Annotated in this window: 25 protein-coding genes; 12 read left to right on the top strand and 13 right to left on the bottom strand. The window is 38.9% G+C overall.

Annotated elements, in window-relative coordinates:
• Positions 1 to 103: 103 nt before the first annotated feature.
• The gene (locus BMZ99_RS02950; protein WP_090932783.1) at positions 104 to 361 is read right to left on the bottom strand and encodes a DUF1657 domain-containing protein; all 258 of its coding nucleotides are present in this window, start codon (positions 359 to 361) and stop codon (positions 104 to 106) included.
• Between the two features lie 122 nt (positions 362 to 483).
• Positions 484 to 2487, bottom strand: a complete 2004-nt coding sequence (locus tag BMZ99_RS02945) for a methyl-accepting chemotaxis protein (RefSeq protein ID WP_090932781.1) — start codon at positions 2485 to 2487, stop codon at positions 484 to 486.
• A gap of 349 nt (positions 2488 to 2836) precedes the next feature.
• Between BMZ99_RS02945 and rocF the strand changes: the two genes are divergently transcribed.
• The 7 genes from rocF (at position 2837) to BMZ99_RS02910 (ending at position 11824) form a co-directional block, all read left to right on the top strand.
• Complete coding sequence (gene rocF, locus BMZ99_RS02940; RefSeq protein WP_175490461.1) at positions 2837 to 3784, top strand: arginase; 948 nt, start codon at positions 2837 to 2839, stop codon at positions 3782 to 3784.
• Positions 3785 to 3932: 148 nt separating this feature from the next.
• Entirely contained in the window at positions 3933 to 4802 is an 870-nt protein-coding gene (locus BMZ99_RS02935) for an IclR family transcriptional regulator (protein WP_090932777.1), read from the top strand.
• 498 nt (positions 4803 to 5300) lie between these two features.
• On the top strand, positions 5301 to 6182 hold the full coding sequence (locus tag BMZ99_RS02930) for an acetaldehyde dehydrogenase (acetylating) (protein ID WP_245754788.1): 882 nt from the start codon (positions 5301 to 5303) through the stop codon (positions 6180 to 6182).
• Complete coding sequence (gene dmpG / locus BMZ99_RS02925) at positions 6182 to 7189, top strand: 4-hydroxy-2-oxovalerate aldolase (protein WP_090932775.1); 1008 nt, start codon at positions 6182 to 6184, stop codon at positions 7187 to 7189. The genes BMZ99_RS02930 and dmpG overlap by 1 nt, the downstream gene beginning before the upstream one ends.
• Before the next feature lie 60 nt (positions 7190 to 7249).
• The gene (gene ilvD / locus BMZ99_RS02920; RefSeq protein WP_090932772.1) at positions 7250 to 8929 is read left to right on the top strand and encodes a dihydroxy-acid dehydratase; all 1680 of its coding nucleotides are present in this window, start codon (positions 7250 to 7252) and stop codon (positions 8927 to 8929) included.
• A 117-nt stretch (positions 8930 to 9046) separates the two neighbouring features.
• Entirely contained in the window at positions 9047 to 10381 is a 1335-nt protein-coding gene (locus tag BMZ99_RS02915; protein WP_090932770.1) for an MFS transporter, read from the top strand.
• 171 nt (positions 10382 to 10552) lie between these two features.
• Positions 10553 to 11824, top strand: a complete 1272-nt coding sequence (locus tag BMZ99_RS02910; RefSeq protein ID WP_090932768.1) for a nickel-dependent lactate racemase family protein — start codon at positions 10553 to 10555, stop codon at positions 11822 to 11824.
• 204 nt (positions 11825 to 12028) lie between these two features.
• Here BMZ99_RS02910 and BMZ99_RS02905 read toward each other — a convergent pair whose 3' ends face one another.
• Complete coding sequence (locus BMZ99_RS02905; protein ID WP_090932766.1) at positions 12029 to 12316, bottom strand: histidine kinase; 288 nt, start codon at positions 12314 to 12316, stop codon at positions 12029 to 12031.
• Between the two features lie 170 nt (positions 12317 to 12486).
• Here BMZ99_RS02905 and BMZ99_RS02900 point away from each other — a divergent pair, with 170 nt between their 5' ends.
• Both BMZ99_RS02900 and BMZ99_RS02895 read left to right on the top strand, forming a co-directional pair.
• Positions 12487 to 12891 (top strand): helix-turn-helix transcriptional regulator, encoded by a 405-nt coding sequence (locus BMZ99_RS02900; protein ID WP_090932765.1) that lies wholly within the window; start codon positions 12487 to 12489, stop codon positions 12889 to 12891.
• 193 nt (positions 12892 to 13084) lie between these two features.
• Complete coding sequence (locus BMZ99_RS02895; RefSeq protein ID WP_090932763.1) at positions 13085 to 14263, top strand: MGDG synthase family glycosyltransferase; 1179 nt, start codon at positions 13085 to 13087, stop codon at positions 14261 to 14263.
• A 54-nt stretch (positions 14264 to 14317) separates the two neighbouring features.
• Here the strand turns inward: BMZ99_RS02895 and BMZ99_RS02890 are convergent, their stop codons facing one another.
• The 10 genes from BMZ99_RS02890 to BMZ99_RS02845 form a co-directional block, all read right to left on the bottom strand.
• Entirely contained in the window at positions 14318 to 15007 is a 690-nt protein-coding gene (locus BMZ99_RS02890; protein WP_090932761.1) for a response regulator transcription factor, read from the bottom strand.
• Positions 15008 to 15030: 23 nt separating this feature from the next.
• Positions 15031 to 16182, bottom strand: coding sequence for a sensor histidine kinase (locus tag BMZ99_RS02885; RefSeq protein ID WP_090932759.1), 1152 nt, complete (start codon positions 16180 to 16182; stop codon positions 15031 to 15033).
• A gap of 112 nt (positions 16183 to 16294) precedes the next feature.
• The gene (locus tag BMZ99_RS27540) at positions 16295 to 16495 is read right to left on the bottom strand and encodes an ATP-binding protein (protein ID WP_407670172.1); all 201 of its coding nucleotides are present in this window, start codon (positions 16493 to 16495) and stop codon (positions 16295 to 16297) included.
• A complete protein-coding gene (locus BMZ99_RS02875) occupies positions 16485 to 17159 on the bottom strand; it encodes a hypothetical protein (protein ID WP_090932755.1) in 675 nt (224 codons plus the stop codon). Before BMZ99_RS02875 ends, BMZ99_RS27540 begins: the two co-directional genes overlap by 11 nt.
• 299 nt (positions 17160 to 17458) lie before the next feature.
• Positions 17459 to 17998 (bottom strand): hypothetical protein, encoded by a 540-nt coding sequence (locus BMZ99_RS02870; protein WP_090932753.1) that lies wholly within the window; start codon positions 17996 to 17998, stop codon positions 17459 to 17461.
• Positions 17999 to 18145: 147 nt separating this feature from the next.
• Complete coding sequence (locus BMZ99_RS02865) at positions 18146 to 18901, bottom strand: amino acid ABC transporter ATP-binding protein (RefSeq protein ID WP_090932752.1); 756 nt, start codon at positions 18899 to 18901, stop codon at positions 18146 to 18148.
• Positions 18898 to 19614 (bottom strand): amino acid ABC transporter permease, encoded by a 717-nt coding sequence (locus BMZ99_RS02860; RefSeq protein ID WP_090932750.1) that lies wholly within the window; start codon positions 19612 to 19614, stop codon positions 18898 to 18900. Before BMZ99_RS02860 ends, BMZ99_RS02865 begins: the two co-directional genes overlap by 4 nt.
• Positions 19611 to 20819 (bottom strand): M20 metallopeptidase family protein, encoded by a 1209-nt coding sequence (locus tag BMZ99_RS02855; RefSeq protein ID WP_090932748.1) that lies wholly within the window; start codon positions 20817 to 20819, stop codon positions 19611 to 19613. Before BMZ99_RS02855 ends, BMZ99_RS02860 begins: the two co-directional genes overlap by 4 nt.
• Before the next feature lie 32 nt (positions 20820 to 20851).
• Positions 20852 to 21553, bottom strand: a complete 702-nt coding sequence (locus tag BMZ99_RS02850) for an amino acid ABC transporter permease (RefSeq protein WP_090932746.1) — start codon at positions 21551 to 21553, stop codon at positions 20852 to 20854.
• A gap of 15 nt (positions 21554 to 21568) precedes the next feature.
• On the bottom strand, positions 21569 to 22405 hold the full coding sequence (locus BMZ99_RS02845) for a transporter substrate-binding domain-containing protein (RefSeq protein WP_090932744.1): 837 nt from the start codon (positions 22403 to 22405) through the stop codon (positions 21569 to 21571).
• Between the two features lie 464 nt (positions 22406 to 22869).
• On the opposite strand from BMZ99_RS02845, the gene BMZ99_RS26180 reads away from it, so the two are divergent.
• The 3 genes from BMZ99_RS26180 (at position 22870) to BMZ99_RS02835 (ending at position 24969) form a co-directional block, all read left to right on the top strand.
• A complete protein-coding gene (locus BMZ99_RS26180; protein WP_175490459.1) occupies positions 22870 to 23010 on the top strand; it encodes a hypothetical protein in 141 nt (46 codons plus the stop codon).
• Between the two features lie 309 nt (positions 23011 to 23319).
• Positions 23320 to 24219: an EamA family transporter gene (locus tag BMZ99_RS02840; RefSeq protein ID WP_090932742.1), complete on the top strand. Its 900-nt coding sequence runs from the start codon at positions 23320 to 23322 to the stop codon at positions 24217 to 24219.
• A gap of 123 nt (positions 24220 to 24342) precedes the next feature.
• Positions 24343 to 24969 (top strand): CBO0543 family protein, encoded by a 627-nt coding sequence (locus BMZ99_RS02835; protein WP_090932740.1) that lies wholly within the window; start codon positions 24343 to 24345, stop codon positions 24967 to 24969.
• The last annotated feature ends 132 nt before the right edge of the window (positions 24970 to 25101 follow it).

Raw genomic sequence — 25101 nt, 5'->3', positions numbered from 1 at the left:
AAGCTTTAAAAATGTAGAGTTTTTTTATTTGTTTTGCAAAAGAAGCCCTATTCCGATACTGGAATAGGGCTTCTTTTAGATTAGAACATAGTTTATTGGCCAATTAATTTTGCTGGTTAGCTGTGGTAGCACTACTATTGCTATTTACTACTGAAGAAGCATCACCGGAACTTAATCCCATGTTTGTGTTAGAATTAAGACGATCTTCAATAGTAGAAATATGCTGCTTCATATCCTGTGACATTTGAGTAAACATTTGCTGGGCCTTCTGATCATCTGTAGATGCAGCAAAAGTTGCATAGGTTCCTTTAGCTGATTCGGCAGCTGCTAAAGCCTTTTCTAAATCTTTTTGTACAGTCATATGTTTTACCTCCAGCATCCTTTTTTGGATAGATCATACTGTAAGTATTTTTCCTAAATTATGCTGTTTTATTACAGGATAATATTGGTTTAATCCTCTGCGGCTAACTTCACTAAAGAAAATTACATTTTGAATTTTTGCACAGCTTTTTGTAATTTTTCCGCCATGCTAGCCAATAATTGGCTAGAGTTTGAGATTTCCTGCATAGAAGCGGATTGCTCTTCAGTTGCTGCTGATACAGTTTCGGTTTGAAGAGCTGTATCTTTACTAATCGTATCAATCGTTTGCATGGTAGTGACTACATTTTGACTGCCACTGGCTATTTGCTGAATAGCGCTTGATATTTCTTGTATTTGTCCAGACATCTCCTCAATGGAAGCAACAATCTTTCGGAAAGCATGTCCGGCATCGTTTACGACTTCAGCACCTAGTTGTACTTCTTGGGTCCCATTATTCATGGATTGAACGGCTTTATCTGTTTCATCTTGAATACCGTTAATTAAAAGGGCAATTCGTTTCGCAGCATCATGTGATTGTTCTGCTAATTTTCGTACTTCGTCAGCTACCACCGAGAAGCCTCGACCCTGCTCTCCTGCTCGTGCAGCCTCGATTGCAGCATTTAAAGCTAAGAGATTCGTTTGTCCTGCAATACCAGCAATCGTATCTACAATTTGTCCGATTTCTCCAGAACGTTCTCCTAAGGCAGCAACAATTTGAGCAGAACTCATGACAGTGCTTTGAATGAGATTCATTTGTTTTATTGCAGTATGAATTGCTTTATCACCATCTTTAGCTGTACTGGCTGTCTGCTCAGAAGTAATTGACACCATATTAGATTGCTGGGCAATATGATGAATACTGGATGATATATCCGTTACAATAGCTGTAGCTTGATTAACAGCCAAAAGTTGCTTGTCAGTAGCTGTTGCGACTTGTGTAATAGATTGGGCTACTTGGTCGACAGCTTGTGCTGATTGTTCAGCTCCAGACATTAATTGTACTGATGAAGAAGCTACATGTTCTGATGTAGTTACGATATTTTGGATAATTTGTTTGAAATTAATTTGCATTTGGCTTAGAGCATTGGAAAGTTGATTAATTTCTAAGGCACCTCGAGCAGTAATTGAAGTCGTTAAATTACCTTCGGCTAATTGTCCTGCATTCGCTGCAAGCTGCTGCAAAGGTCGAGAAATGCTTTTTCCAATGAAAAAAGCTGTGCATCCAGCGCATAATACGGCAAATACACTAATCAGCAAGGTAAACCAAAGAGAAGATATAATGATGCTGTCAATTTCTTTAGATGGCATATAGGCGGCGATTGCCCAGTTGTACTTAGGGATAGGAGCAAATACGGTTAGTGCTTCGGCTCCATTACTTGCTATAGCGGTAGTGTTACCTGTTTGTCCGCTAAGAGCCTTTGTAATATAGGGAAGGTCTGCAATGCTTTCTTTTTGCAGCACACGTTCTTTGTTAGGATGGGCAATGAGCACTCCTTGTTTATCAACAATATCGATATATCCAGTTTCACCAATTTTACCGCTATTTGCTATTTCCTGCATAGAACTTAAGCTAATATCGGCAGACATCAGTCCGATGACTTCACCAGTTTTATCTTTGATTGGGGTATAGATTGTTATACAAGGTACTTGGGTAGAAGCGGATATATAAACATCAGAAAAGAAACTTTTTCCTTGTAACGCAGAAATGATGTTTGCCTTTCCGGCTTGGCTTCTTAATTCTCCAGAGGTTCGTGCAATCTGCATAGCATTAGCATCATTAGCGATAACTAACTCAAAAATTGGATTTTGCTTTTTCATTTCGAGCAGTGCAACTTTAATGGCAGCAGCATCTAATGTTTTATTAACAGCGGTTGCACCAATTGCTGATGCTGTCGTTATTAATAGACCCTGAGAATCATCTAAAAGTCGTTCTATTTGATTGGCAAGCTGAGTTGTAAGGACAGTATTATTCTGAATGATCGTTGCTTTTTTATCACCAATATTGTGATATGAACTCACTGCGCCTAAGATAATCGTCGGCAATAATGCAAACAGTACAAAAAGGACGATCAAGCGAGTTCCTAATGAATGAATTGATTGTGCCTTGATACGTGCAAAAGATGGCATAGTATTCCTCCTATGAATGTATTATGTAAAAAATTAGTAGAATAACAGTTTGTATTATAACATAAAATGGTAAAAAAGTATTGATAAAATAACACATAAGGTTAGAATGTAGTATTTTTTTAGGAAAGATAAGAATATAATGAGTTTAGAAGGAAATATAAAATATGAAATATATTGAATTTTGTTACGCTATAAAAATATATGTAAGTAAATCTGTACTGCCAATGCTTTAAAATAGAAAAAAGACCATGTATTTTATAAAACTTTTCTTGCACACTAGAGAAGAAAGGTTTAAAATAAAATTCGCAGTAAAAAAATTACAAGGATTGGGGCGGTGATAGTGAGTTACATGAAAAAGGAAATTTCAATCGTTGGTGTACCAATGTGGCTGGGACAGACCCGTTATGGTACCAATTTAGGCCCTCAAAGTATTCGTAGTGCAGGTCTAGTGGATCGCCTTAAGAGCCTGGGAGGAAATGTTCTGGATGAAGGTAATCTTTCTATAGGCATTACAGGATGTTTTAGGCAGAGTGGCGAGAATATTAAAAACGTAAAAACCCTTGTTGATTCAAGTGAAAAACTGGCAGCAAAGGTTTCAAATATTATACAAGAAGGGCGCTTTCCCCTCGTTTTAGGCGGCGATCATAGTATTGCTATGGGGACATTAGCTGGCATCGCAAAACATTACAACAATGTCGGTGTCATCTGGTATGATGCTCATGCTGATATGAATACACCTGAAACATCTCCGACGGGTAATATTCATGGTATGCCTTTGGCAGCCAGTATGGGTCTAGGTCATTCGGCTTTGACCAATATTGGGGGCTATCAGGGAAAAGTGAAGCCGGAGCATATTGTCTTGATTGGTGCTCGAGATGTGGATAAGGGCGAGCAGCAGCTCATTGCAGAAAAAAATATAAAAATGTACACTGCTAATGATGTGAAAAGGCTGGGAATGGAAGCGGTCATCGCTGAAGCAGTACGATATTTATCGGAACGTTGTGATGGTATCCATTTGAGCTTTGATGTAGATGGTATTGATCCTGCCGAATTCCCAGGAGTCGGGACACCGGTTACCAACGGTCTTAGCTATAAAGAAAGTTTACAGGCGGTTCGATTATTATCTGCAGCTGAAAAATTAATTTCGGCGGAATTTGTAGAGGTCAATCCACTGCTGGATAAAGATGATACAACGGCTCGTTTGACAGTTAACCTGATTGGTGCATTATTTGGCGAAACTGCTAAAAGCAAACAGGTGCAGAGAATAGATCGAAAAAGAAGTGCTGAAGCGATATAAAAGTTGGTTTAGTTATCAAAAGCGCTTGAGAACTTTAATATGTCAAAAATAAGAATGATTTCAAGAAATAGAATGAGGAGAGTTCACTTTATTTAAAGGAGAACCCTCCTCATTTATTATTTAATATTTACGTGATAGTTTCCGATAAATGGCAACAAAAGCAGGAATATTATTGGATATGTCGAAAAAAATAAAAACAACATTCTATAATATCGAACTAAAGGAAGGTAACATTCTTATGACGAATAAACAGCTTGGTGAAGGCGAAAAACATATTCAGTCCGTATTTAGGGCACTAAAGATACTAGAGTGCGTAGCAGAGCACGGTAATCTTATCAGTTTAACTGAAATCAGCAAAAATTTGGAATTGAGCAAGAGTACCGCACATGGATTAATTGCTACATTAGAAAGGTATGGCTATATGCAGCAAGATTCGGTAACTGGGAAGTATTCTCTTGGTTTGAGAATTTTTGAATTAGGTCAGGCTTATGTTTCAAATCTTGATTTACGTGAAATCGCATTACCGGATTTGCGGGAACTTTCCTTGCATTATCAAGAAACGGTCCATCTTGCAGTATTATCGGGAGAAGATGTCGTTTATATTGATAAAGTGGATGGTTCTCGCTCCATTGGCATTCGATCTCGCATTGGCGGCCGAAACCCAGCATATTGTACTGGTGTTGGCAAAGTCTTACTGTCGGGTTTAAGTGAGCGTCAAATAGAAGAAATGTACACAAATAGAGAGTTACAAAAATTCACAGAAAATACAGTTGTAGATTTGTGCCCATTGATAGATCAAATACGTCAGACTAGAGAATTGGGATATGGTTTTGATATGGAGGAAATTGAACTGGGTCTAGGATGTGTTGCAGCACCAGTCAAAGATAGCCAAGGTATAATTATAGCGGCGATTAGTCTTTCCGGACCATCAAGCCGTCTGCTCAATATGGAGGAGATTGCGAAAGATGTAGTAAGAACAGCTAAGAAAATTTCGATGAGATTGGGATATAAGGAATAATCAATCAACCGATCGATTTAATGATGTTTTTGTAAAGATAAAAGCTGATTCAGTTGGAGTTATAGCTGCATTTGAATACTAGCACCTCATCGGTATTAAAAGCATTGCTTCTTTAGCAGTCTTTTTCCGTTCTGCTTTATTGCTGCTGTCTTACAGATTTCGGTCTGCGCGGCTCCTTGACTTGCAGGTCGAAAAAATCCTCGCTAAATTATCCATAATTTCAACGCAGATGAGGTACTAGTTAAAAAATTAATATTTATTAGAATAAATACTTAATTTAGTATTGACACTAAACCATTAGTTAGGATAAAGTAAAAGCATAACATTAGAAACGGAACCAAGTTCGACAATGTAGGACTATGTGAGCATACATGGTTAAAAGATATGGTATTCATTTTACTAGACATGTTCATTATTTTTTTGGAAAATAATATGAACGTAGTTCGACAATGTAAAACTAAAAAGTTTCTAAATTTAATTATTGGAAGGATGGTCGTTTTGGAACAAAAAAAACTAAGAGCGGCAATCATTGGACCAGGTAATATTGGTATTGATCTGATGATGAAGATTAAGCGAAGTAATGTATTGGAATTGGTTCTAATGGCAGGTATTGTATCTGGCTCACAAGGATTAAAAATGGCTGAGGAATCTGGTATTGCGACAACTACACGGGGTATTGATGGTGTAATTGAATTTGGCGATCTTGATATTGCCTTTGATGCTACAGGTGCTAATCCTCATATGAAACATGCTCCACTGCTTAAACAAGCTGATATTTTTGCTGTAGATCTGACTCCTGCTGCTGTAGGACCTTATATTGTTCCTGCAGTGAATATGGATAGCCAGCTGTTAACTGCACACAATGTAAATATGGTGACCTGCGGTGGACAGGCAACGGTTCCCATTGTGAATGCAATCAATCAGGTTACACCTGTAGAATATGCGGAAATTGTAGCTACCCTTAGCAGTCTAAGTGCAGGACCTGGTACTAGGCAAAACATTGATGAATTTACGCAGACTACTAGAAATGCCTTAATTAAAGTGGGGGGCGCACAAGATGCTAAAGCAATTATTATTTTGAATCCTGCTGATCCTCCCATTATGATGCGTAATACAATTTATACGAAATGTGATACAGCGAAGATTGCAGACATTATCAAAGCGGTAGAGGATATGACGCGTAAAGTACAAAAATATGCTCCAGGATATAAGCTTAAAGTATCACCTTACGCAGATGGTGATAAAGTCGTGACGGTTGTGGAAGTCGAAGGGGCTGGAGATTATTTACCTAAATACTCTGGGAATCTTGATATTATCACATCGGCAGCAGTGACTGTAGCGGAGCGGTATGCAAAATTAAAACACGAGGGGGCTATGTAATGAAATCAATACGCATCATCGATAGCACTTTACGAGATGGAATGCATGCTGTCAGTCATCAATTTACTCCAGAGCAAATGGCGATGATTGCTGGCAAGCTGGATGAAGCCGGTGTAGATACCGTAGAAGTAGGCCATGGAGATGGCTTAGGCGGATCTTCTTTTCAATATGGTTTTAGCAAAGCGACCGAAGAACAATATTTAAAAGCAGTTTCAGAAGCTTTAACAAAGACCAAACTAGCAGTGTTATTAATTCCTGGAATCGGTACTGTAGAAGATCTAGAAGTTGCGATGGAATATGGTGTAAAAACCGTTCGGGTTGCTACCCACGTGACAGAGGCGGATGCCGGCGAGCAGCACATAAAATTTGCGAAAAAGAGCGGATTAGAAGCAATTGGCTTTCTCATGATGTCTCATATGGCACCGCCTGAGAAGGTTTTGGAACAGGCAAAATTATTTGAAAGCTACGGTGCTGATACGGTGTATATTACAGATTCAGCTGGAGCGATGTTACCTCATGATGTAAGGGCTAGAATTGGTCTTGTCTCCAAAGAATTATCAGTTCCTATTGGCTTTCATGCTCATAACAATCTTGGATTGGCGGTTGGGAATACATTAACAGCCATTGAAGCTGGCGCTGCATCTGTTGATGGCACGGTTTGCGGTCTAGGAGCAGGCTCTGGCAATTCTCAGTTGGAAGCATTAATCGCAGTATTAAATAAGGGCGGTTATAACACAGGTGCTGACTTGTATAAATTGATGGATTTAAGCAAAGAGGTAGAAGGATTGATGCATCGTCCTCAAACAATTAATTCGGACTCCCTTGCAATCGGTTATGCTGGAGCCTATGGAAGCTTCTTGTTGCACAGCCGACGTGCTGCTGAAAAGTTTGGCGTTGATGCGAGAGAAATTTTATTAGAACTAGGCAGACGAAAAACTGTCGGCGGACAAGAAGACATGATTATTGATGTAGCCATTGAATTGGCAAAGGCAAAGTCATCGAAATAACTTATGATAAAAAAAGCAAATGAAATGCGTTAAATAGGAAAATGAGAAGGAGTGCTTTTTATGAAATTCCGTAGTAACGATATTTTAGAGAAACCTGATTGGTCTTTTAATCGTAGCGTTTTCAAATCCGTAGGATACTCTGATGATGATCTTTCCAGACCTGTCATCGGAATCGCCAACTCCTGGAACGAATTAGTTCCGGGGCATGCCAATCTGCGGCAGGTTGCAGAACATGTGCGCAAGGGAATACACAGAGCTGGCGGCTCTGTGGCAGAGTTCGGTGTTATTGGCGCATGTGACGGAACAGCCCAAGGACATGCTGGAATGCATTACATCCTGCCGTCGCGGGATTTAATTGCAAATGACATTGAGGTTATGGTTGAAGCTCATCGTCTAGATGGGATTGTGCTGCTGGGTTCATGCGACAAGATTGTTCCTGGAATGCTGATGGCTGCCGCTCGCTTAAAAATACCAGCTATTTTTCTGCCAGGCGGACCCATGTTAGGTGGAGTTGAATTCGATGGCCGAAAATCGGATCTAACTACTATGTCGGAAGCATTAGGTATGCTTAAAAGCGACAAAATTGATGAAACTGCTTATGACCATATGGAAGAACTTTGCGGCCCATCTTGCGGATCTTGCGCATTTTATGGAACAGCAAATACGATGTGCTGTCTGGCAGAAGCGCTGGGAATGTCTGTTCCCGGAGGGGCGTTAGTACCAGCAGTCTACGCTGATCGCTTGCGGTATGCAGAAGAAACAGGCAAGACGATTGTAAATCAGGTATATAACCAAATTACAGCAGATAAGATTATCACCGAGCAGTCTTTAGAAAATGCAATTCGTGTTCTGATGGCTACAGGTGGATCGACAAATGCGGTACTGCATCTTTCCGCTATTGCAGCAGAAGTGGATATTACGGCAGAAATCATGATGGATGCTTATCACAGGCTCAGTGAATCCACCCCGCAAGTGGCAAAAGTCAATCCAGCTTCTAAATACAATATGGAAGATTTTTATAAAGCTGGCGGTATTCCAAAAGTAATGCAGGAAATTCATTCCCTCCTACACTTAGACAGCATTACTGTAACAGGAAAATCGGTTAAGGAAAATCTGCAGAGCTATAAGTTTAAGTATCCATTTGATACCAATGTAATACGCAGCTTTGCTGATCCATTTAGTAATTTAAAAGGGCTGGCCATTTTAAGAGGAAACCTAGCTCCTGATACTGCTGTTACCAAACCGGCAGCGATTGATCCGCAAATGCACTTATTCACAGGACTTGCTCAAGTTTTCGATTCAGAAGAGCTAGCAGAGGAAGCAATACTCGGCGGTAAAATCAAGGAAGGCGATGTCGTTGTAATTCGTTATGAGGGCCCTAAGGGCGGTCCTGGGATGCGAGAAATGTATAAAGCAATGAAGTATATGTATGGCATGGGGCTGGCGAAGAAGACTGCTTTGATAACCGATGGACGTTTCTCAGGGACCAATAATGGATGCTTTGTAGGTCATATATCACCGGAAGCTGCTGAAGGAGGTCCGCTGGCTATTGTAGCAAATGGCGATAAGATTACCATTGATATTCCCAATGGAAATTTGCATCTTCATGTATCAGAAGAAGAAATCCAAGACAGGCTGAAAACATGGCAGCGTCCTAAACCTAAGTTTACGAAAGGCTATCTTGCCATTTACTCCAAATTAGCAAGCTCTGCTGATAAGGGAGCCGTCATAAAAATTTAATGTGCAAAATTAATTGAATTTTCGCCATTATAGTAAATTTTCCCATAAGAAGAGGTGCAGGACTGGTACTTGCACCTCTGGTTAAAAAAGCATTTTTAAAAATTAGGGGGATGGATTGTGAACGAACAAATACAAGAAAAAGATATTGTCAACAAGGTATCGTGGAGGCTGATTCCTTTTCTAGTGGTATCCTATCTATTGTGTTTTGTGGATCGGGTAAATCTTGGCTTTGCAGCGTTAACCATGAATACAGAGTTTGGTTTTACGGCAACGGTTTTTGGCTGGGGTGCAGGAATTTTATTTATCGGATATTTTTTCTTTGGGGTACCCAGCAACTTGGCATTACAAAAATATGGCGCTCGAATTTGGATTTCTCTCATTATGATTGCTTGGGGACTATTGTCTGCCTCTATGGCTTTTATTCAAGGAACCACCAGTTTCCTAGCGTTACGTTTTGTGTTAGGGGCTGCAGAGGCTGGTTTCTTCCCAGGAGTTATCCTTTATCTGACTTATTGGTTTCCTGCTCAGCATAGGGGTGTCATTATTTCAAGATTTATGTTTGCTCAACCCATCGCACTTATGATTGGATCTGCTGTATCAGGATGGATTCTGGGGATGGATGGCTATATGGGCGTAGCAGGCTGGAAGTGGCTATTTATTCTGGAAGGTCTCCCCTCATCCTTATTAGGATTGGTTGCGTTACGATATCTTACTGATACTCCAGCTCAGGCAGCTTGGCTTAAGCCTAATGAACGTCAGTGGCTCCAGTCGAAGCTTGATCAGGAGCGAGCAAGTGTAGAAGCAAAATCAGGTCCTAAAAATAGCATTCTAGAAACGATGTCAAATGTGAGAGTGATTCTCCTTGGAATTATTTATGTATGTATGGTAATTGGAATCTATGGTATTAATTTGTGGATGCCGCAGATTGTTAAAGAGTTTGGTAACCTTACTTCCAGTCAAATTGGTTTAGTGAGTGCAATTCCATTTTTAGCTGCCGCAGTAGGTATGCTGTTAATTGGAATTAGCTCCGATCGATATCAGGAACGTAAGTGGCATGTGACCATCTCGATGGTAGTAGCTGGTTTTAGCCTAATGGCTAGTGCTTATTTCCATAGTAGTCCCAATTTAGTAATTTTCTTTTTATCTTTGTGCAGTATTGGACTTTACGGATGCATGCCAATTTTTTGGACAATACCTCCGACTTTCTTAGCAGGAACTGCAGCAGCAGGCATTGCCTTTATTAACTCTATTGGTAACCTTGGGGGGTTTGTTGGTCCGTTTGTTGTTGGCTGGGTTAAAGATATCACGGGCAACTTTGGCAGTGGTTTAATCTTTATGGGTTCATGCGTATTAATTGGAAGTATCATAGCCTATCTGATTTGCAAAAAAATGGAGCAAACCGCAGCACAGGAACGTCTCAACACACTGGCAATTCAACCTGATAAAAATTAAGTTTTTCTATAAGGTTTTAAATACTTCAATTTTTGATGTAAAAGTAAGGTAGCTATATGCTGTCTTGCTTTTTATTTACATGAAAAGGATAAAAGGATGAGGACAATGGGGTTTAAACATGAATTGCAGATAGCAGGTCGCCAAATTAGCGATAAGAAAGGATGATGATCGATGTCAAATGTAAAAGTAACAATACCATATGGACAAGAGAATCTTGAAGTATCTCTTCCCAAAGAAAATTTAATTGGTGTTTATTCACCAAAAGATGTTACTGTTGTAGCCGATGTAAGGGAAGAAATTATTCGGGCGTTTACAAATCCCATTGGTTCAAAATCTTTGGCTGAGCAGGTTAAGAACAAGAGAAAAATAGTAATTTTAGCGGATGATAACACCCGCTTGACTCCTACTGATAAGATCATTCCTGTAATGCTGGATGAAATGAATTCAGCAGGAATAAAAGATGAGCAGATTACCATTATTATTGCTCTGGGGACCCATCGCTTTATGACAGAGGAAGAAATCGTAGAAAAATTTGGGCAAGAAATTGTAAATCGTGTAACCATTAAAAATCATGATTTTAAAAATCCAGAGGCTCTGATTGATCTTGGAAATACAAATAATGGAACCAGTGTTTGGGTAAATCGTGAGGCATATGAGGCAGACTTTAAAATTGGCATCGGCAGCATTGTCCCTCATCATATCCCTGGATTTTCTGGTGGAGCGAAAATTGTTCAGCCTGGTATTTCTGGAGAGCATACCACTGCTGAAACTCATTTATTAAGTGTTCGTGCTCCGCGTTCTTATTTAGGAGTGCAAGATAATCCTGTTCGCAGAGAGCTGGATATGATTGCCAAAAAGATTGGCATGGATACTATTTTTAATACGGTTTTAAATCGTCACGGAGAGGTCGTAGGGGCTTTTTTTGGTGATACGATAGAAGCCTTCCAGAAAGGTGTAGCTTTATCGAAGGAGGTATACTCAGTTGAAATTCCTGAAGAAGCAGATATTGTTCTTTCTAGTTCTCATCCTTGTGATATTGAGTTTTGGCAAGCCCACAAGACCTTGTATCCTTCCGATTTAGCAGTGAAGGTTGGAGGAATCGTTATTATTGCAACTCCGTGTTATGAAGGTGTTGCTGTCACCCACTCCGAAATGGTGGATATTACCTGCCTTTCTTCGGAGTGTCTAAAAAAAATGGTGGATGATAAAGAAATACATGATGAAGTTGCAGCGGCCTTAGCAATAGCCTGGGCACAAGTGAAAGAGAGAGAAACTGTGTACATTATATCAAGTGGTATCCAGTCAGAAGACGCTAAAAAGCTTGGATTTATTCCCTTTGACTCTGTGCAGGCAGCCCTTGATTCAGCGGTCAGACTAAAGGGACCAAAGTCTAGAGTTACGATCTTAACACATGCTCCTGACATGCTTCCAATTATCAAGTAGGTGTGCTGATTATTCTTAATTGATTTAGCAGATGTATTGTTGTTATCTCAAATTATAGGATAAAGTTTATAGTAATGTTAAAGACCAGGAGAGCTTGTATAATAGTGCGAGCTCTACTGGTCTTTGTAATAATTACGAATGTTTATGGATATACAATAAGGGAATATATATTCAGCGATATAAAACCGATCCTTATCGTATAAATTAAGACTTAGGCTTCTGATTCTGGGAAAGTGTTATAAAGTGGTTGATTAATAGCTCCACTTGATTTAATTCCTGAAATACGAGAGGTAACCACTCTTGCTGATTGTTCACAGGATTCTTTTCAAAAACTTGTAAATAGCCTTTGATAACCGTGAGCGGATCACTGATTTCATTTACTAGTGTAATTACATCGGCATGAGAATTATTGGATACTGTAGCTTGCTTCTTAGGTTTATTGTCTGTCATTTGCAATGCATCCGTATCTTTAGAAAACGTTACTACCTGCACGAAACTGTCCCTCCTTTTTTATCCTCTTGCTTTTTATTGAATAAGAATTAGTGTCCATAAGACACTAATTCTCTAGAATGTTGTAAAATCCTGCCAAAAAAGTGTCTTATGGACGAAAAAATTGCACTGCTATGATAAGCACGCTATCGTAATAAAGAGGGGGGGTGCTCATGGAAACAACATTAGGAGATCGGATTAAACAATTACGGAGTGAGTTAACCCAAGAAGCATTAGCGACGATTCTTCAGGTTGATCGTTCTACGCTTGCCTCCTGGGAAATTAACCGCCGCGAACCGGATATTGCAACACTTAGGCGTATTGCCAGCTATTTTAAGGTAAGTATCGATTGGTTAGTTGGATTTGATGAGGAAGATTTGCTTTCATCAGATCAGGAGGGCTGTATTCGTGAAAGCATTCCTATTTATCAGGCAAGTACAGATAAACGGTGGAATAAAGTAATAACTCTTGCTGAGCAATATGGATTGGATCCTGATCTAGTATGCCATATTCTAGAAGTAAACGTAAAATTAACATTGTCATTGAAAGGGGAATGTCATCCCAAAAAGAAGTTTTGATGTACATCTTTTGCTTTTCAATCCAGCCAGTCTGCCCACAGGGTCAAGGGAAGACTGGTTTTTCTTATATCTTTAATATTTTCTTAACTGTTTCTTAACTTAAAACAAGATCGCACACTGTATAATGAAACTCATAGAATGGGAAAAGATATCTACTGGTATCATTGAAAAATCTGATAGTGAGAGGTGTCTCATGGCAAATAAGCCTACAAAGATTATGTTTGCAATATCAGATACTGGCGGTGGACATCGGAGTGCTGCAGCATCGATTATCGCTGCACTTGATCAAGAACTAAGCATACAATCTACAATTGTTGATTTCCTGCGAACTACAAATTTTCCGGGGCTTAAAAAAGCACCGGAAATATATGATTACTGTTCAAAGAACCATGTATGGCTAAACAATTTGTTCTTTAATAAAACAAATAGCATCAATCGTATTAAGGCACTAACAAAAATTGTATATTTACAATCCCGCTATAGTATAAAGCACGCTATAGAGGATAGCAGTCCAGATGCTGTTGTGGCTGTTCATCCGCTTGTCATTGGTTTACTGCATCAAACGCGCAAAGCATCACATGGGACTTGGCCGATCATCGCTGTCGTTACGGATCTTGTTACAATACATGCGTCGTGGGCAACACCAGGAGCAGATTTGTATTTAGTTCCAACGCAAGACGCATTTCGATCCCTAATTCAGTATGGTATTCCTTATAGCCAGATTATCTATACCGGTTTTCCGGTACATCCTAAATTCAAGGATTTTTCCTTATCGAAAGAGCAAGCCTGTGACGAACTTGGGATAAAGAGTGATGCATTTACAGTTCTTTTTACGGGTGGCGGAGTGGGAGCGGGAAATATGCGCGATTGGGTGCACACGCTAAAAGCGCAGTGCCCTGACAAACAACTTTTAGTTATAACAGGAAATAATAAAGAGTTATATAATAAACTTAAGAAGTCAAACGCTCATTGCGATGGACTGCATGTCTACGGTTTTGTTGATAACATGGAAAAACTGATGGCAGCAAGTGATGTAATTGTTTCCAAGGCTGGTCCTGGTACTCTTATGGAAGGCGTGGCAATGAAGAAAACGTTGATTGTTACGGAAGCAGTCGGTATTCAAGAGACTGGTAATATTGACTTTATTATCAATAACCAATTAGGCTATCACTGCCCGACTCCAAAGGAGGCATGCAAAAGAATTAACCAAATTGCGAACTCGACTTCTTTTGGCAAACTAACATGCAAGGAGATAGCAGATGCAAATGGCTCTAAGTACATCGCTGATATTATTCTCGATACTACGAGCGCAGCAATTGCAGCTAACATCTCTAAGAAATCTCATGAAAAGCAGATTTTTATCGGTGCATGATAATAGAAGCCATTTTCCGTTTCGTGAAAATGGCTTCTATGTATATAACAGTGTTTAAAAGGAATTAAAGCGATACCCTGTACCCCACAAGGTTTCAATGAATTCGGGATTGGTTGAGTCGGTTTCGATTTTTTTGCGAATTTTTTGGATATGGACTGCTACAGTGGCTACTTCGCCAAAACTTTCATTATTCCATATGGTGTCAAAAAGATGCTCTTTACTAAAAACAATATTCGGATTAGAAGCTAAAAAAAGTAAAAGCTCATATTCCTTCGTCGTCAGTTGTACTTCCTTGCCATATACAGAAACTTTGTGAGAAGCAGTATTGATTTCTAAGCCCTTATGCTGTATTACTTCAAGAGAGAGGGTGGGACCTTTTAGTCGCTGGTAACGTTTGAGGTGAGCTTTTATTCTTGCGATCAGTTCTGCAGGGCTGAATGGCTTAGTTAAGTAATCATCTGCACCAACATCCAGTCCTCTGATTTTATCGATGTCGTCAACTTTAGCAGATACGACAATCACGGGAATTTCCTGGTTTTTTCGAATCTCTTTGATAATTTCAAAACCGTCTTTATTGGGGAGCATCAAATCCACTACAACTGCATCATATTCGGATGAAGCTGCCTTTTTTAATCCCAGCATTCCATCCTGAACAATTTCTGCTCTATAGCCGTTTAGTTGCAGATAATCCCGCTCCAGTTCAGCGATATCCAGATCGTCTTCAATAATCAAAATACGTTTCATGGTATAATCTCCCTGACATTTTTTTAACAAATGGGAAGCTGAATGGAAAAACAGCTCCCTTCGTTTAATTTGCTGGAGAGGATAATTCTTCCCCCATGAGCCTCGATAAGTTCTTTGGTAATGGCTAGACCCAGTCCAGTACCTGCTGTTTCTTTTGGACGTTCCCTGTGGATGCGGTAAAACCGATCAAAAACAAAAGGAAGCTTTTCTGTGGGAATACCAGGTCCGTTGTCTTTAATGTCAATACAGACAACATCTTTTTGCTGATAGACAATTACTTCTATCGATAGACCCACTGCAGGACCATATTGGATGGCGTTATTCAAAATATTATTAATGGCTTGATGTAAGCGCTTTCCGTCCAAATCAACTTGAACATTCTCCTCCAGCAAGACATCATAGTAAAACTGAATATTCCGCTCGCTAAAATCAAAGCGATATTCTGCAATCAAATCATCCATAAAGGATCGAATTTTTGTACATTGATATTGAAACTCCAGCTTTTGCATGTCTAATTTTGCAAACAAAAATAAATCATCAATTAGTTTATTAACGTAAATAGCATTATGATGGATGGTTTTTAGATACTTAGTTTGGTTTTCCTTAGACGCGATGGAAGAATCCATAAGTGCTTCCACATAGCCCTGAATGGCAGTTATGGGTGTTTTGAGGTCATGGGAGATATTAGCGATCAATGCCTTACGGTTTTCTTCATACTCCATTTGAAGCTTTTCATTTTCATATAATTTTTCCGTCATTTCATTAAAAGCATCAATTACGATGCCAAGATCACTGGATAGTTCATTTTTTACTTTAATCGTATAATTTCCCTTTGTGACTTCATCCAGACCCTGCTTTAAGTGAATCATAGGCTTAAATATGTTTTTTTCTAAGCGCCACATTAAAAAGAAATGGATGATTTCTTTTACCGCAAGCAGCGTGACAAAAAGTATACCAATCTCCTCATTGCCTCCCCAGTAAAATGCTAAGTAGAGAATAACAAAGGTAAATGCAATGCCTAGTGGGCGAAGATAGCGAAAATAGGTATAGTGCTGCAAAAAACGTCCATGATGATGCCTGTGATGATGAAATTGCCGGAATTTTTCAGGGAAACTGCTTTTTTCGTTTAGATTTAATTTGCTATGGAAATGTTTTGGGTCGTTATGTTTGTGCATCCATATCACCTTTCACTTATTTCAAGGTCCATTGCTACCACTATTATAGTCTAAAGAAAAGGAAGGTGCAAAATGATCCTGTACCTTCCTTTTCTTAGAAGAATCCCTCGACTTAAAACTGCAAGCGGACACGATATGATATGGCACCTTGGTGACATACTTTTTTGCAGGCTTTGCAACGGATGCACTTTAAATTTTGGATTTGGGGTTTGCCTGTTTCTGTCAACTCAATAGCTCTTGCTGGGCAGACAGAAAGGCAGCGGTGACAGCGAGTGCAGCGGTCAGGATGAATGTAATATTGCTTAAGATGCATCGCTTTCATCTTCCCACACAAAGACTACTTGGGCATCTGCATTTAAATCATGTTGACTGGCTTGTGCATCGATTTGAGTACCGGCAGCAGTAGCTACGACTTTTTCGATTTCATAATTAGAATTGATGAATATACTAAGCTTTACTTCAGGATGATCAATGGAGTAAAACTCCTTTAGGAGGCCGTGACTTTGACGATGATGTCTGCCTGTATGAACAATTCTTTCGGAAAATAGTTTTTTCATATCTTCCGATAGATCATTAGCATCTAGTGATAAAATCGTGGTTTTCTCTTCTTCTTTAACTTGCAAAGCGTTTAAAAGGCTCAATGTGAAAGTCCATTTAGAAAAAAGCTCTTTTAACCCTCCGTGACGACGTGATGGGGAGTAGTGCATGTGATGCAGCCCTTCATGGTGCTTTCTTTCTGGTGAGCAAGGAGCTGCAGCGTGGGCGTGATGCTCAGGCAAGTGAATTGTTCCCTCATAATTTAATGAAGCAGTTACTTTTGTTTTTATTTCTCCCGTTGATAAATTTTTCTCGAATTCATTTTGGAGAGAAAGGATCGTTGCCTGGTTTTTTTCTACTTGTACCTGCAATATTCCCTTTACCTCCTCTTTGGCTTTCATTGTTTTCATAACATCGTATAAAAAGCGAATCTTATTCATAAAAAATAACCTCCTTGAATTTTGTTATGAGGTTATTATAAGAAATGAGTATAAATCTGCTTTAAAGGATTTATAAAATTTTTATAAAAAGATTAAAAAATTATATAAAAATAATGAACTCCTCTATTTATAATGGAAAGGTTTATAGAAAAGGGAGAAGTAAGTTTATATTTAATGTAAATTCAATCAAAATATGTAGTAAAGCCATGTCGATCAGATCGAATCTGAACGACATGGCGTAATTTTTTTGCAAAAAAACAATTCTAGTTATCTTTTATTAAGAAAACGGCTTTCCTTTTTTATTTGGCGGGAATGTAGCCATCATAGTAAAGATCCTCGTTGATGTGCTTCCAAGCTAAGGATTTAAAATGTTCAGCATCCTGCAGCTCTTGCTTAGCTTTTGAGTAGTACCCTGTATTTCGAAGACTTATGGATATTTTCATGTCTTTTAAGGATTGATGCAGCATATCACAAGTTCGAAGCAACTGGATTTTATCGTCTTCGTATTTGCCAGTGAAGTTCAAGGAATATGTTTTACTGCGGGTGTTCTTTATTGATTCATTTAACTTGGTTACATTCGTATTCATCTCACTTGGAGTCAGGCGATCATTGCTATAATCGTCAATGAACCCTTGATACTCTTTTATATCTTTTTCAAGGGCGGTGTTGATTTCTGAAAAAACTGTAAAAATCTCTCCAAGCTGTTCTTGACTTAGGCGTACTGATTCTTCTTGCATGACATCGACATCGTCGGAAGCCTTCGCATTGACGGGAGAGATATTATAAATAAGCATACATAAACTGACGACGATAAGGGCCGTCCATGATTTCTTTATCATTTCTGCACATCCTTTTTAATCAGGATATCATGCTGGAAACAATTAGGCAATATCCGATTCTTCAGCTGTAGTATAATATCTGATCAAAAAAATCTCCCAGCTTTATGATATAAGTTGAGAGATTTTGTATTTACGTCAGGTAATCTATTAGATATTGTATTCAACTAATGAAATATAACGTGATAAAAATTGTTTGGTACGCTCTTCTTTTGGATGGTTTAGTATTTCTTGTGGAGGACCCTGCTCTACGATGACGCCGCCATCCATAAAGATAACATGATCCGCAACCTCACGGGCAAAGGCGATTTCATGGGTAACTACCACTAGAGTCGAATTAACTTCCTGAGCCACCTTTTTCATTACTTCCAATACTTCACCGACTAGTTCCGGATCAAGGGCTGAAGTAGGTTCATCAAAGAGAATTACGTCAGGATTCAGGGCTAGTGCACGAGCAATACCAATTCGCTGCTGCTGACCGCCTGATAATTCATGAGGATAGGCATTGGCTTTATGTCCCAGACCGACCTTTTCTAAAAAATAGATCGCTTTTTCTTTAGCAGCGGCTTTGGGGACCTTTCTTACAATCGTCAAACCTTCCATAATGTTTTCTAAAGCAGTTTTGTTCTTAAATAAATGATACATCTGGAAAACCATAGCCGTACGCTGCCTAATTTTATGAATGTCTGCCTTTGTAGCCTTTTCCACATCAAGATGGAAATCATCTAAAATGATTTCCCCGCTATCGGCTCTTTCCAGAAAGTTTACCGAACGCAGCAGTGTTGTTTTTCCTGAGCCGCTTGGCCCTACAATAACCGTTACAGACCCCGTAGGAATTGTACAATTGATTCCTTTTAAAACTTTATTTTCACCAAATGCTTTATGGATATCTTTAAATTCAATCATATGTTCGCTTCCTTCTTGAAAATTCTTAATTTCTGTTCGGCAAGTAAAAAGAGTTTCTCAAAGATGATACTGATACCCCAATACATAATCGCAACGACTAAGTAGGTTTCTAAATAACGATAGGTTTCTACAGAAGCAATTTTGGCACCGCCTAACAGTTCGATCACTGTGATGGTAAATACAATAGATGTACTTTTAATTAATCCTAAGAATTGATTTGCAAGCAGGGGGACGGCAACTAGCGCCGCCTGTCTGAATATGATTCGATAAAAGCCTTGAAACCAAGTCATACCAACAGACAAGGCTGCTTCCATCTGTCCTTTATCAATGGATAGTATGGCAGCTCTAAAGATCTCTGCTAGATAAGCTCCGGTGTGCACGGTAAGGCCTGCAATTGCAAATACCATTGGCGGTATATGCTGATAGCCTGTATCAATTCCCGTTTTATCTGTGAATACCAGCAGCAGAATCGGCAAGCCGAAGTACACGATATACAGCATTACCATAGTGGGGACTGCCCGGCCAATTAGCAAATAAACAGTCGCAATTTGTTTTAGTACTGGTATATTTCTAAGTTGTACGATAGCGCTGGCCAAACCGATAATACTTGCTAAAACCATACTGATAATTGCCAAAAACAAAGTAACAGGAATAAATTGTAATAAATGAATAAAAGTATCCCACATAAATGAAAATTCTACTATATTGTTCATACTCTTAATCCTGCTTTTTGTAAAAATGCAATAGCCGCAGCGGTTGTAGCTCTTACGCCAGTTATTAGTGCTTCATCGGAGGCTGTGAACTTTGGACTGTGAGCAGGTTCTATCTTTGCTGAAGGATCAGGGTTTACGCCAATGCGAAAAAACACAGAGGGCACTTCCTTTGAAAAACGATAGAAGTTCTCGGAACCATTGCCGGGAAATTTGGCTTTTAACACATTGTCTTCACCGATAATAGCAGATACTGCTGTTACAAATTCTTTGGTTTTTGCTGGATCATTATAAACAGCTCCTGATCCGAATCGAAAGGTGGCTGTTCCCGTGACGCCTGTAACCAATTCGTGGGCTTTTAGAAGGGCGACGATATGCTCGTGAATTTGTGGATGCAGAGCATTATTCTGGGTTCGAATCGTTCCAGTGAACGTTAATTCTTTAGGAATGATATTGCTCCGGCTGCCGCCGTGAATACTGCCGACTGTAAGCACTGCTGGCTCAAGGTGGTTAATTTTTCTGCTGGGAATGGATTGGAGTTCTATAATCAGCTTTGCGGCTGCCAAAATGATATCATCCGTTTGATGAGGTGCTGAAGCATGACCGCCCCGACCGCTTAATTGTATGGTAAATTGGCTGGAAGCTAGCATTACTTCTTCCTCTTTGACTTGAATATAACCCGTTTTCACATCTTCGGAAACATGGGCAGCTAAAAAGGCTGTTACCTTTGGATTCTCTAAAACACCGAAATCAAGTATTTCCTGAGCGCCACCGCCAATTTCTTCAGCCGGTTGAAATACTAGCTTGACTGTCCCAGCAAAGTGATCTTTTAATTGGGACAGTACGTATCCTGTACCCAAAAGATTTACCGTATGAATATCATGTCCGCAGGCATGCATGACCCCTTTGTTTTTCGAAGCAAATTCCAGTGAGGTGTCTTCATCAATTGGCAATGCATCCATATCAGCTCGTATACCAATGCTTTGATCGCCCTTTAAATTTCCTTTCACTTGGGCTATAATTGCCGTACTGTTCGGCAGTCTCGTATATTGTATCTTCCAATCTGTAAGCACTTTTTCAACTAGTTCAGCAGTTTGATATTCCTGGTTGCTTAACTCGGGATATTCATGTATCTTATGACGAAGCGCAACTAACTCAGGATAGAGAGCTGCGGTAAGTGCATTTATTTTTTCATTTATATCTTTCATGATCGATTCACATCCATATCAATAGTCTTTATTTACAGATTGCTCATTTGCTGATAACCGACTTGTCGTTTCTCTATAAAGGTTGATAATTTACTGATGATATATACCAAAAGAATATAGATTATGGCAACATTAATATACAGTTCTAAGCTTCGATGACTGTTTGCACCCATTAAATCTGCTTTACGCATCATATCAATCACTCCCACATTAAAGACTAAGGAGGTTCCTTTTAATGTGGATATAATGATATTGCAAATGGTAGGGATTGCAATGCTAAAGGCTTGAGGCAGTATAATCCGGCTATAGGCTTGGATCGCTCCCATGCCAATGGAATAAGCCGCTTCTAATTGACCTTTGTCTACAGCTAAAATCGCGCTGCGAATGATTTCGGCAATATAAGCCCCCACATGAAGGGAAAATACAATAAACACATAAAACAACGTTGGTATCTCACGAATCCCTTGATAACCTAATTTTTGCATAAGTTCGGGCAGACCAAAATAAGCCAAGAAAAGCTGTACTAAGAAGGGAGTTCCTCGTATAAAAGAGATATAGATGGCAGCCAATTTATCTAAAACGATTATCTTATTAATACGAATTAATGCTACGATACTTCCGATGACAATGCCGATTACCCCTGCAACAAGGGTAATCAGCAATGAAGTATGAACATAGGACAGTATGATAGGAAACGTCTTAATCAAGTAGCTTAAATCAAAATAATTTCCCAAGATAAGACCCCTTTTCTATTCCTTAGAGGAAGATGTATAATCTGCCCCTAAGAATTGCTCAGATAATTTTTGAAGTGTACCGTCAGCCTTCATTTCTTTTAAGGTGGCATCAATTTTGTCAGCCAATTTCTGAGAATCATCATCTTTTCTTAAGATAAAGTAAGTAGGCACCCCGGAAATTACCTTACCAACACTTTTCACATCCAGTCCTAAGGTTTTCTTAGCTTCTGTTACTGCAACTTCATAGTCGGCACTGGCATCGGCGCGGCCTGTGGCAACTAAGTTCAATGTTTCGGCAGATCCTTTATCCGTATAGATCAAGTTGATTTTAGGCTCGGCAGTTTCGTTAAATTTCTTAATCACTCTAGCTGATTCGCTAGTAGGGACTAATACCATCGTTTTTCCTTTTAAGTCATCCAGTGTAGTGATGTCATTTCGATCACCTTTCACTGTAATTTTAGTACGTGTGTAATTGTTAACTTCTTTGGTAAATGTATATTTGGCGGCACGCTCTTCATTGCGGCCCATTTGATTTGCAATGAGATCAATCTGGTTTGATGTCAGACTGACAAAAGCACTTTCAATACTCATTGTTTTATAGTCAAATTTGATATCTTTATTTCTTTTTTGTATTTCTTTTAAAATCTCAATATCATAGCCGGTTAATTGATCTTTATCATCCATATAGGTAAAGGGTTTAAATGTTCCTCTGGTCGCTACATAATAGGTTTTAGCCGTATCAGCCTGTTTTTCGCTGCTGGAACCGCAGCCTGTGACTAGGGCAAGCCCTGTAAATAATAAAAAAACTAAAAATATGTTCAGTAGTGCTGTTTTTCCTGTTGCTGTTTTCATAAGTGCATTCTCCTTTTTATGTGCCTAAATTTTATTTATAGGTCTTCTTTTTTAGCAGTAATGAAAAATAGCTAAATCAAAAAAGGCTGATTTCCCTAACGTTTAGAGAAATCAGCCTTCAGTTTTCTGATCAGCTATACATCCTGTGCAATTTATATATTGTATCGATTATATATAACTATTGCAAAAACGTCAAGGATATTTTGCAATTGGGACGGGGGACAGGTACCTCAATTGGCACGGGGGGGACAGGTACCTTGTCCCGCAAAAACTACATACTTTTATCGTACGCCTCTGTGTTTTAAGTAAACAAGCTTATTCACGATGAACTGTGAAAAGTTATAATTCCTCTAAAAAAAGGAATATCAAAGATAAATATAAATGTATTTCAAATTTGAAGAGTCGATATAATAATTGTTCCCCCAATAAAATGAATAACAATAGTAAGGAAGGAGGAGAATGTGATGGCAATACCGGCAATTAATGAAAACATCAATAGCTTGTATTACACAAATTTGCAAAAAAAGAATTTAGTATCTAAAAAAATTGAAGCGAGTAAACCAGACACAGCCAAAAAAAACAATATCGTTGATGTAAAAGCGTAGCTTTTACTACAGCAATATGGTCCATTTCTCCACAAACCTTCACACCACACGCTATTATCGCTAGTTTATACTTCTACTAAGAATGTATAGACTAGCGATATTCTTGTTTTAAAGCATAGTCTAGCTGTCCCGTTCTTGACAGTTCATACAAGCGGAACTATAATGATTAAAAATGACATAGTCGCAAAACTGCATAAACAATCATGCAGTAGGTGGATTTTCTGAGAATTTAAATTTTCATTTCGCCATTCATCTCTTTAATAAAGGGATGGGTGGCGTTTTTATTTTATGCAGCAGGAGGCGTTTAAGATGATGGGATTTTGGAAATATTCGATTTTAGTTTTTCTTGGCGGATGTTCATATGGCGTTGTTTCAACCTTTGTGAAGCTTGCATATAAAGAGGGTTTCATAGTCAGTGAGGTAACTGGCAGTCAATATTTTTGTGGAGCAGTTATGTTATGGATGGTGGCTGCCTTTGTTCCTAAGAGAAGACTATCGGTAAAGCAATGGGGAATTCTTCTTATAAGCGGAACACCAATGGGGTTTACAGGCATTTTTTACAATCAATCTCTTGGATACATTAATGCCTCTTTAGCAATCATTTTACTCTTACAATTCATATGGATAAACCTTAGTTTACGGTATGTATTTGATAAAATTATTCCAAGTCGAAAAAATGTCATTGCGGTTGGAATTATACTTCTTGGCTCGTTTCTTGCTTCTGGCATTCTTAAAAACGGCATCACTTTTTCCTGGATCGGAATACTTTGGGGTTTATCTGCTGCACTATCCTTTGCTAGCTTTATTTATGTGAGCGGACGTAGCAACATTCTTGTCCATCCAATCTATAAGAGTGCAATTATGACTAGTGGAGCAACCTTGGTTGTCTTTGCATCGATGCCACCGTTATTTCTTTTTAATGGAGCATTGACAAAAGGCCTGATCAACTATGGAATCTTTACAGGACTCTTTGGGTCGGTGATTCCTCCAATATTGTTCAATATCGGAATGCCCAAGGTGCGCAGTTTAGGTAATATCTTGAGTGCTTCGGAACTGCCAATGGCTGTACTTATGTCTACATTGGTTCTCCGTGAAACGGTAACCTATTTACAATGGATTGGTGTTCTATTTATTCTTGCAGGAATTGTGTATCCAAATTTAGAAAAAAAACGAGTCTCATCTGTCTATTCGATACAAGATAAATCATAAGGAAACAAGTCTCAAACGTTTCGTAAATGAAATTAATAATTCTGCATAACTGTCGAGTCTACGCATAGATTACTATGCCCTCGGGTAATCTAAGGCTGATGCAAAAAAAGAGAGGAGATTTCTATGGATATTATTGACATGATTCATAACTCTACATTGGAATTGTGGGGTTATCAACTCACAGATTGGCATAGGAATCTCTTTACGGTTCGGTGGTGGCTTATCATTGGCAGTATTGCTATCGCATATGGAATTTGGTGGAAGTATGTAAATAAGCGATACTTAACTCAAATACTTTTGTTTGGTTCGTTTATAGCGGTTTTCAGGTTAATTATGGATGATGCTGGATCTTCTGCTGCTCTTTGGAGTTACAGTGTAAAGCCGCTGCCTTTTGGTCAAGCATTATTTTTAAACGACTTAACGATTGTGCCATTAGGATTTATGTTAGTATATCAGTATTGCCAGTCATGGAAAAAATTCTTTCTCTGGATCGTTATCGTTGAAGCAGGTTATTCTTTTTTCCTTCTTCCCATACTGGTTAAGTTTGATATTCTTCGGCTGTACAATTGGCAATATTACTACACTTTTTTTATTATGATAATCGTTGCAATCGTCATGCGGGCGATGATTCTTATCGTTTTAAAAATAGAACAAAAATACGAGTTTGGATATTCCAGTAACTCTTTGACAACAAAAATGCATCCAGTTCTGAAGCCTTTGAACCAGGAGGATAAGAGGCGAAAAGATTAAAAAGGAGAACAGATGGTATTATATTGACGGTATGTAAGATAATGTGCTATGCTTAGTCACAAGTTTATATTCGATAAAAGCTGATCAGGATAAATGAAGGCTGGAAAACGTCCCATGGGATGTTTCCGGCCT

It is taken from the genome of Pelosinus propionicus DSM 13327 (assembly GCF_900114615.1).
Classification (GTDB): domain Bacteria; phylum Bacillota; class Negativicutes; order DSM-13327; family DSM-13327; genus Pelosinus; species Pelosinus propionicus.
The sequence above is the reverse complement of the archived record's forward strand: the minus strand, read 5'-3'. Positions and strand labels throughout refer to the sequence as shown.

Bases quoted from the DNA above. Each gene is read 5' to 3' on its own strand.
- BMZ99_RS02945 (WP_090932781.1), bottom strand. From the start codon at position 2,487: ATGCCATCTTTTGCACGTATCAAGGCACAATCAATTCATTCATTAGGA.
- BMZ99_RS02900 (WP_090932765.1), top strand. From the start codon at position 12,487: ATGGAAACAACATTAGGAGATCGGATTAAACAATTACGGAGTGAGTTA.
- rocF (WP_175490461.1), top strand. From the start codon at position 2,837: ATGAAAAAGGAAATTTCAATCGTTGGTGTACCAATGTGGCTGGGACAG.
- BMZ99_RS26180 (WP_175490459.1), top strand. From the start codon at position 22,870: ATGGCAATACCGGCAATTAATGAAAACATCAATAGCTTGTATTACACA.
- BMZ99_RS02860 (WP_090932750.1), bottom strand. From the start codon at position 19,614: ATGAACAATATAGTAGAATTTTCATTTATGTGGGATACTTTTATTCAT.
- BMZ99_RS02855 (WP_090932748.1), bottom strand. From the start codon at position 20,819: ATGAAAGATATAAATGAAAAAATAAATGCACTTACCGCAGCTCTCTAT.
- BMZ99_RS02890 (WP_090932761.1), bottom strand. From the start codon at position 15,007: ATGAAACGTATTTTGATTATTGAAGACGATCTGGATATCGCTGAACTG.
- ilvD (WP_090932772.1), top strand. From the start codon at position 7,250: ATGAAATTCCGTAGTAACGATATTTTAGAGAAACCTGATTGGTCTTTT.
- BMZ99_RS02875 (WP_090932755.1), bottom strand. From the start codon at position 17,159: ATGAATAAGATTCGCTTTTTATACGATGTTATGAAAACAATGAAAGCC.
- BMZ99_RS02870 (WP_090932753.1), bottom strand. From the start codon at position 17,998: ATGATAAAGAAATCATGGACGGCCCTTATCGTCGTCAGTTTATGTATG.
- BMZ99_RS02910 (WP_090932768.1), top strand. From the start codon at position 10,553: ATGTCAAATGTAAAAGTAACAATACCATATGGACAAGAGAATCTTGAA.
- BMZ99_RS02895 (WP_090932763.1), top strand. From the start codon at position 13,085: ATGGCAAATAAGCCTACAAAGATTATGTTTGCAATATCAGATACTGGC.
- BMZ99_RS02845 (WP_090932744.1), bottom strand. From the start codon at position 22,405: ATGAAAACAGCAACAGGAAAAACAGCACTACTGAACATATTTTTAGTT.
- BMZ99_RS02935 (WP_090932777.1), top strand. From the start codon at position 3,933: ATGGCAACAAAAGCAGGAATATTATTGGATATGTCGAAAAAAATAAAA.
- BMZ99_RS02840 (WP_090932742.1), top strand. From the start codon at position 23,320: ATGATGGGATTTTGGAAATATTCGATTTTAGTTTTTCTTGGCGGATGT.
- BMZ99_RS02885 (WP_090932759.1), bottom strand. From the start codon at position 16,182: ATGCACAAACATAACGACCCAAAACATTTCCATAGCAAATTAAATCTA.
- BMZ99_RS02835 (WP_090932740.1), top strand. From the start codon at position 24,343: ATGGATATTATTGACATGATTCATAACTCTACATTGGAATTGTGGGGT.
- BMZ99_RS02865 (WP_090932752.1), bottom strand. From the start codon at position 18,901: ATGATTGAATTTAAAGATATCCATAAAGCATTTGGTGAAAATAAAGTT.
- BMZ99_RS02950 (WP_090932783.1), bottom strand. From the start codon at position 361: ATGACTGTACAAAAAGATTTAGAAAAGGCTTTAGCAGCTGCCGAATCA.
- dmpG (WP_090932775.1), top strand. From the start codon at position 6,182: ATGAAATCAATACGCATCATCGATAGCACTTTACGAGATGGAATGCAT.
- BMZ99_RS27540 (WP_407670172.1), bottom strand. From the start codon at position 16,495: ATGCATCTTAAGCAATATTACATTCATCCTGACCGCTGCACTCGCTGT.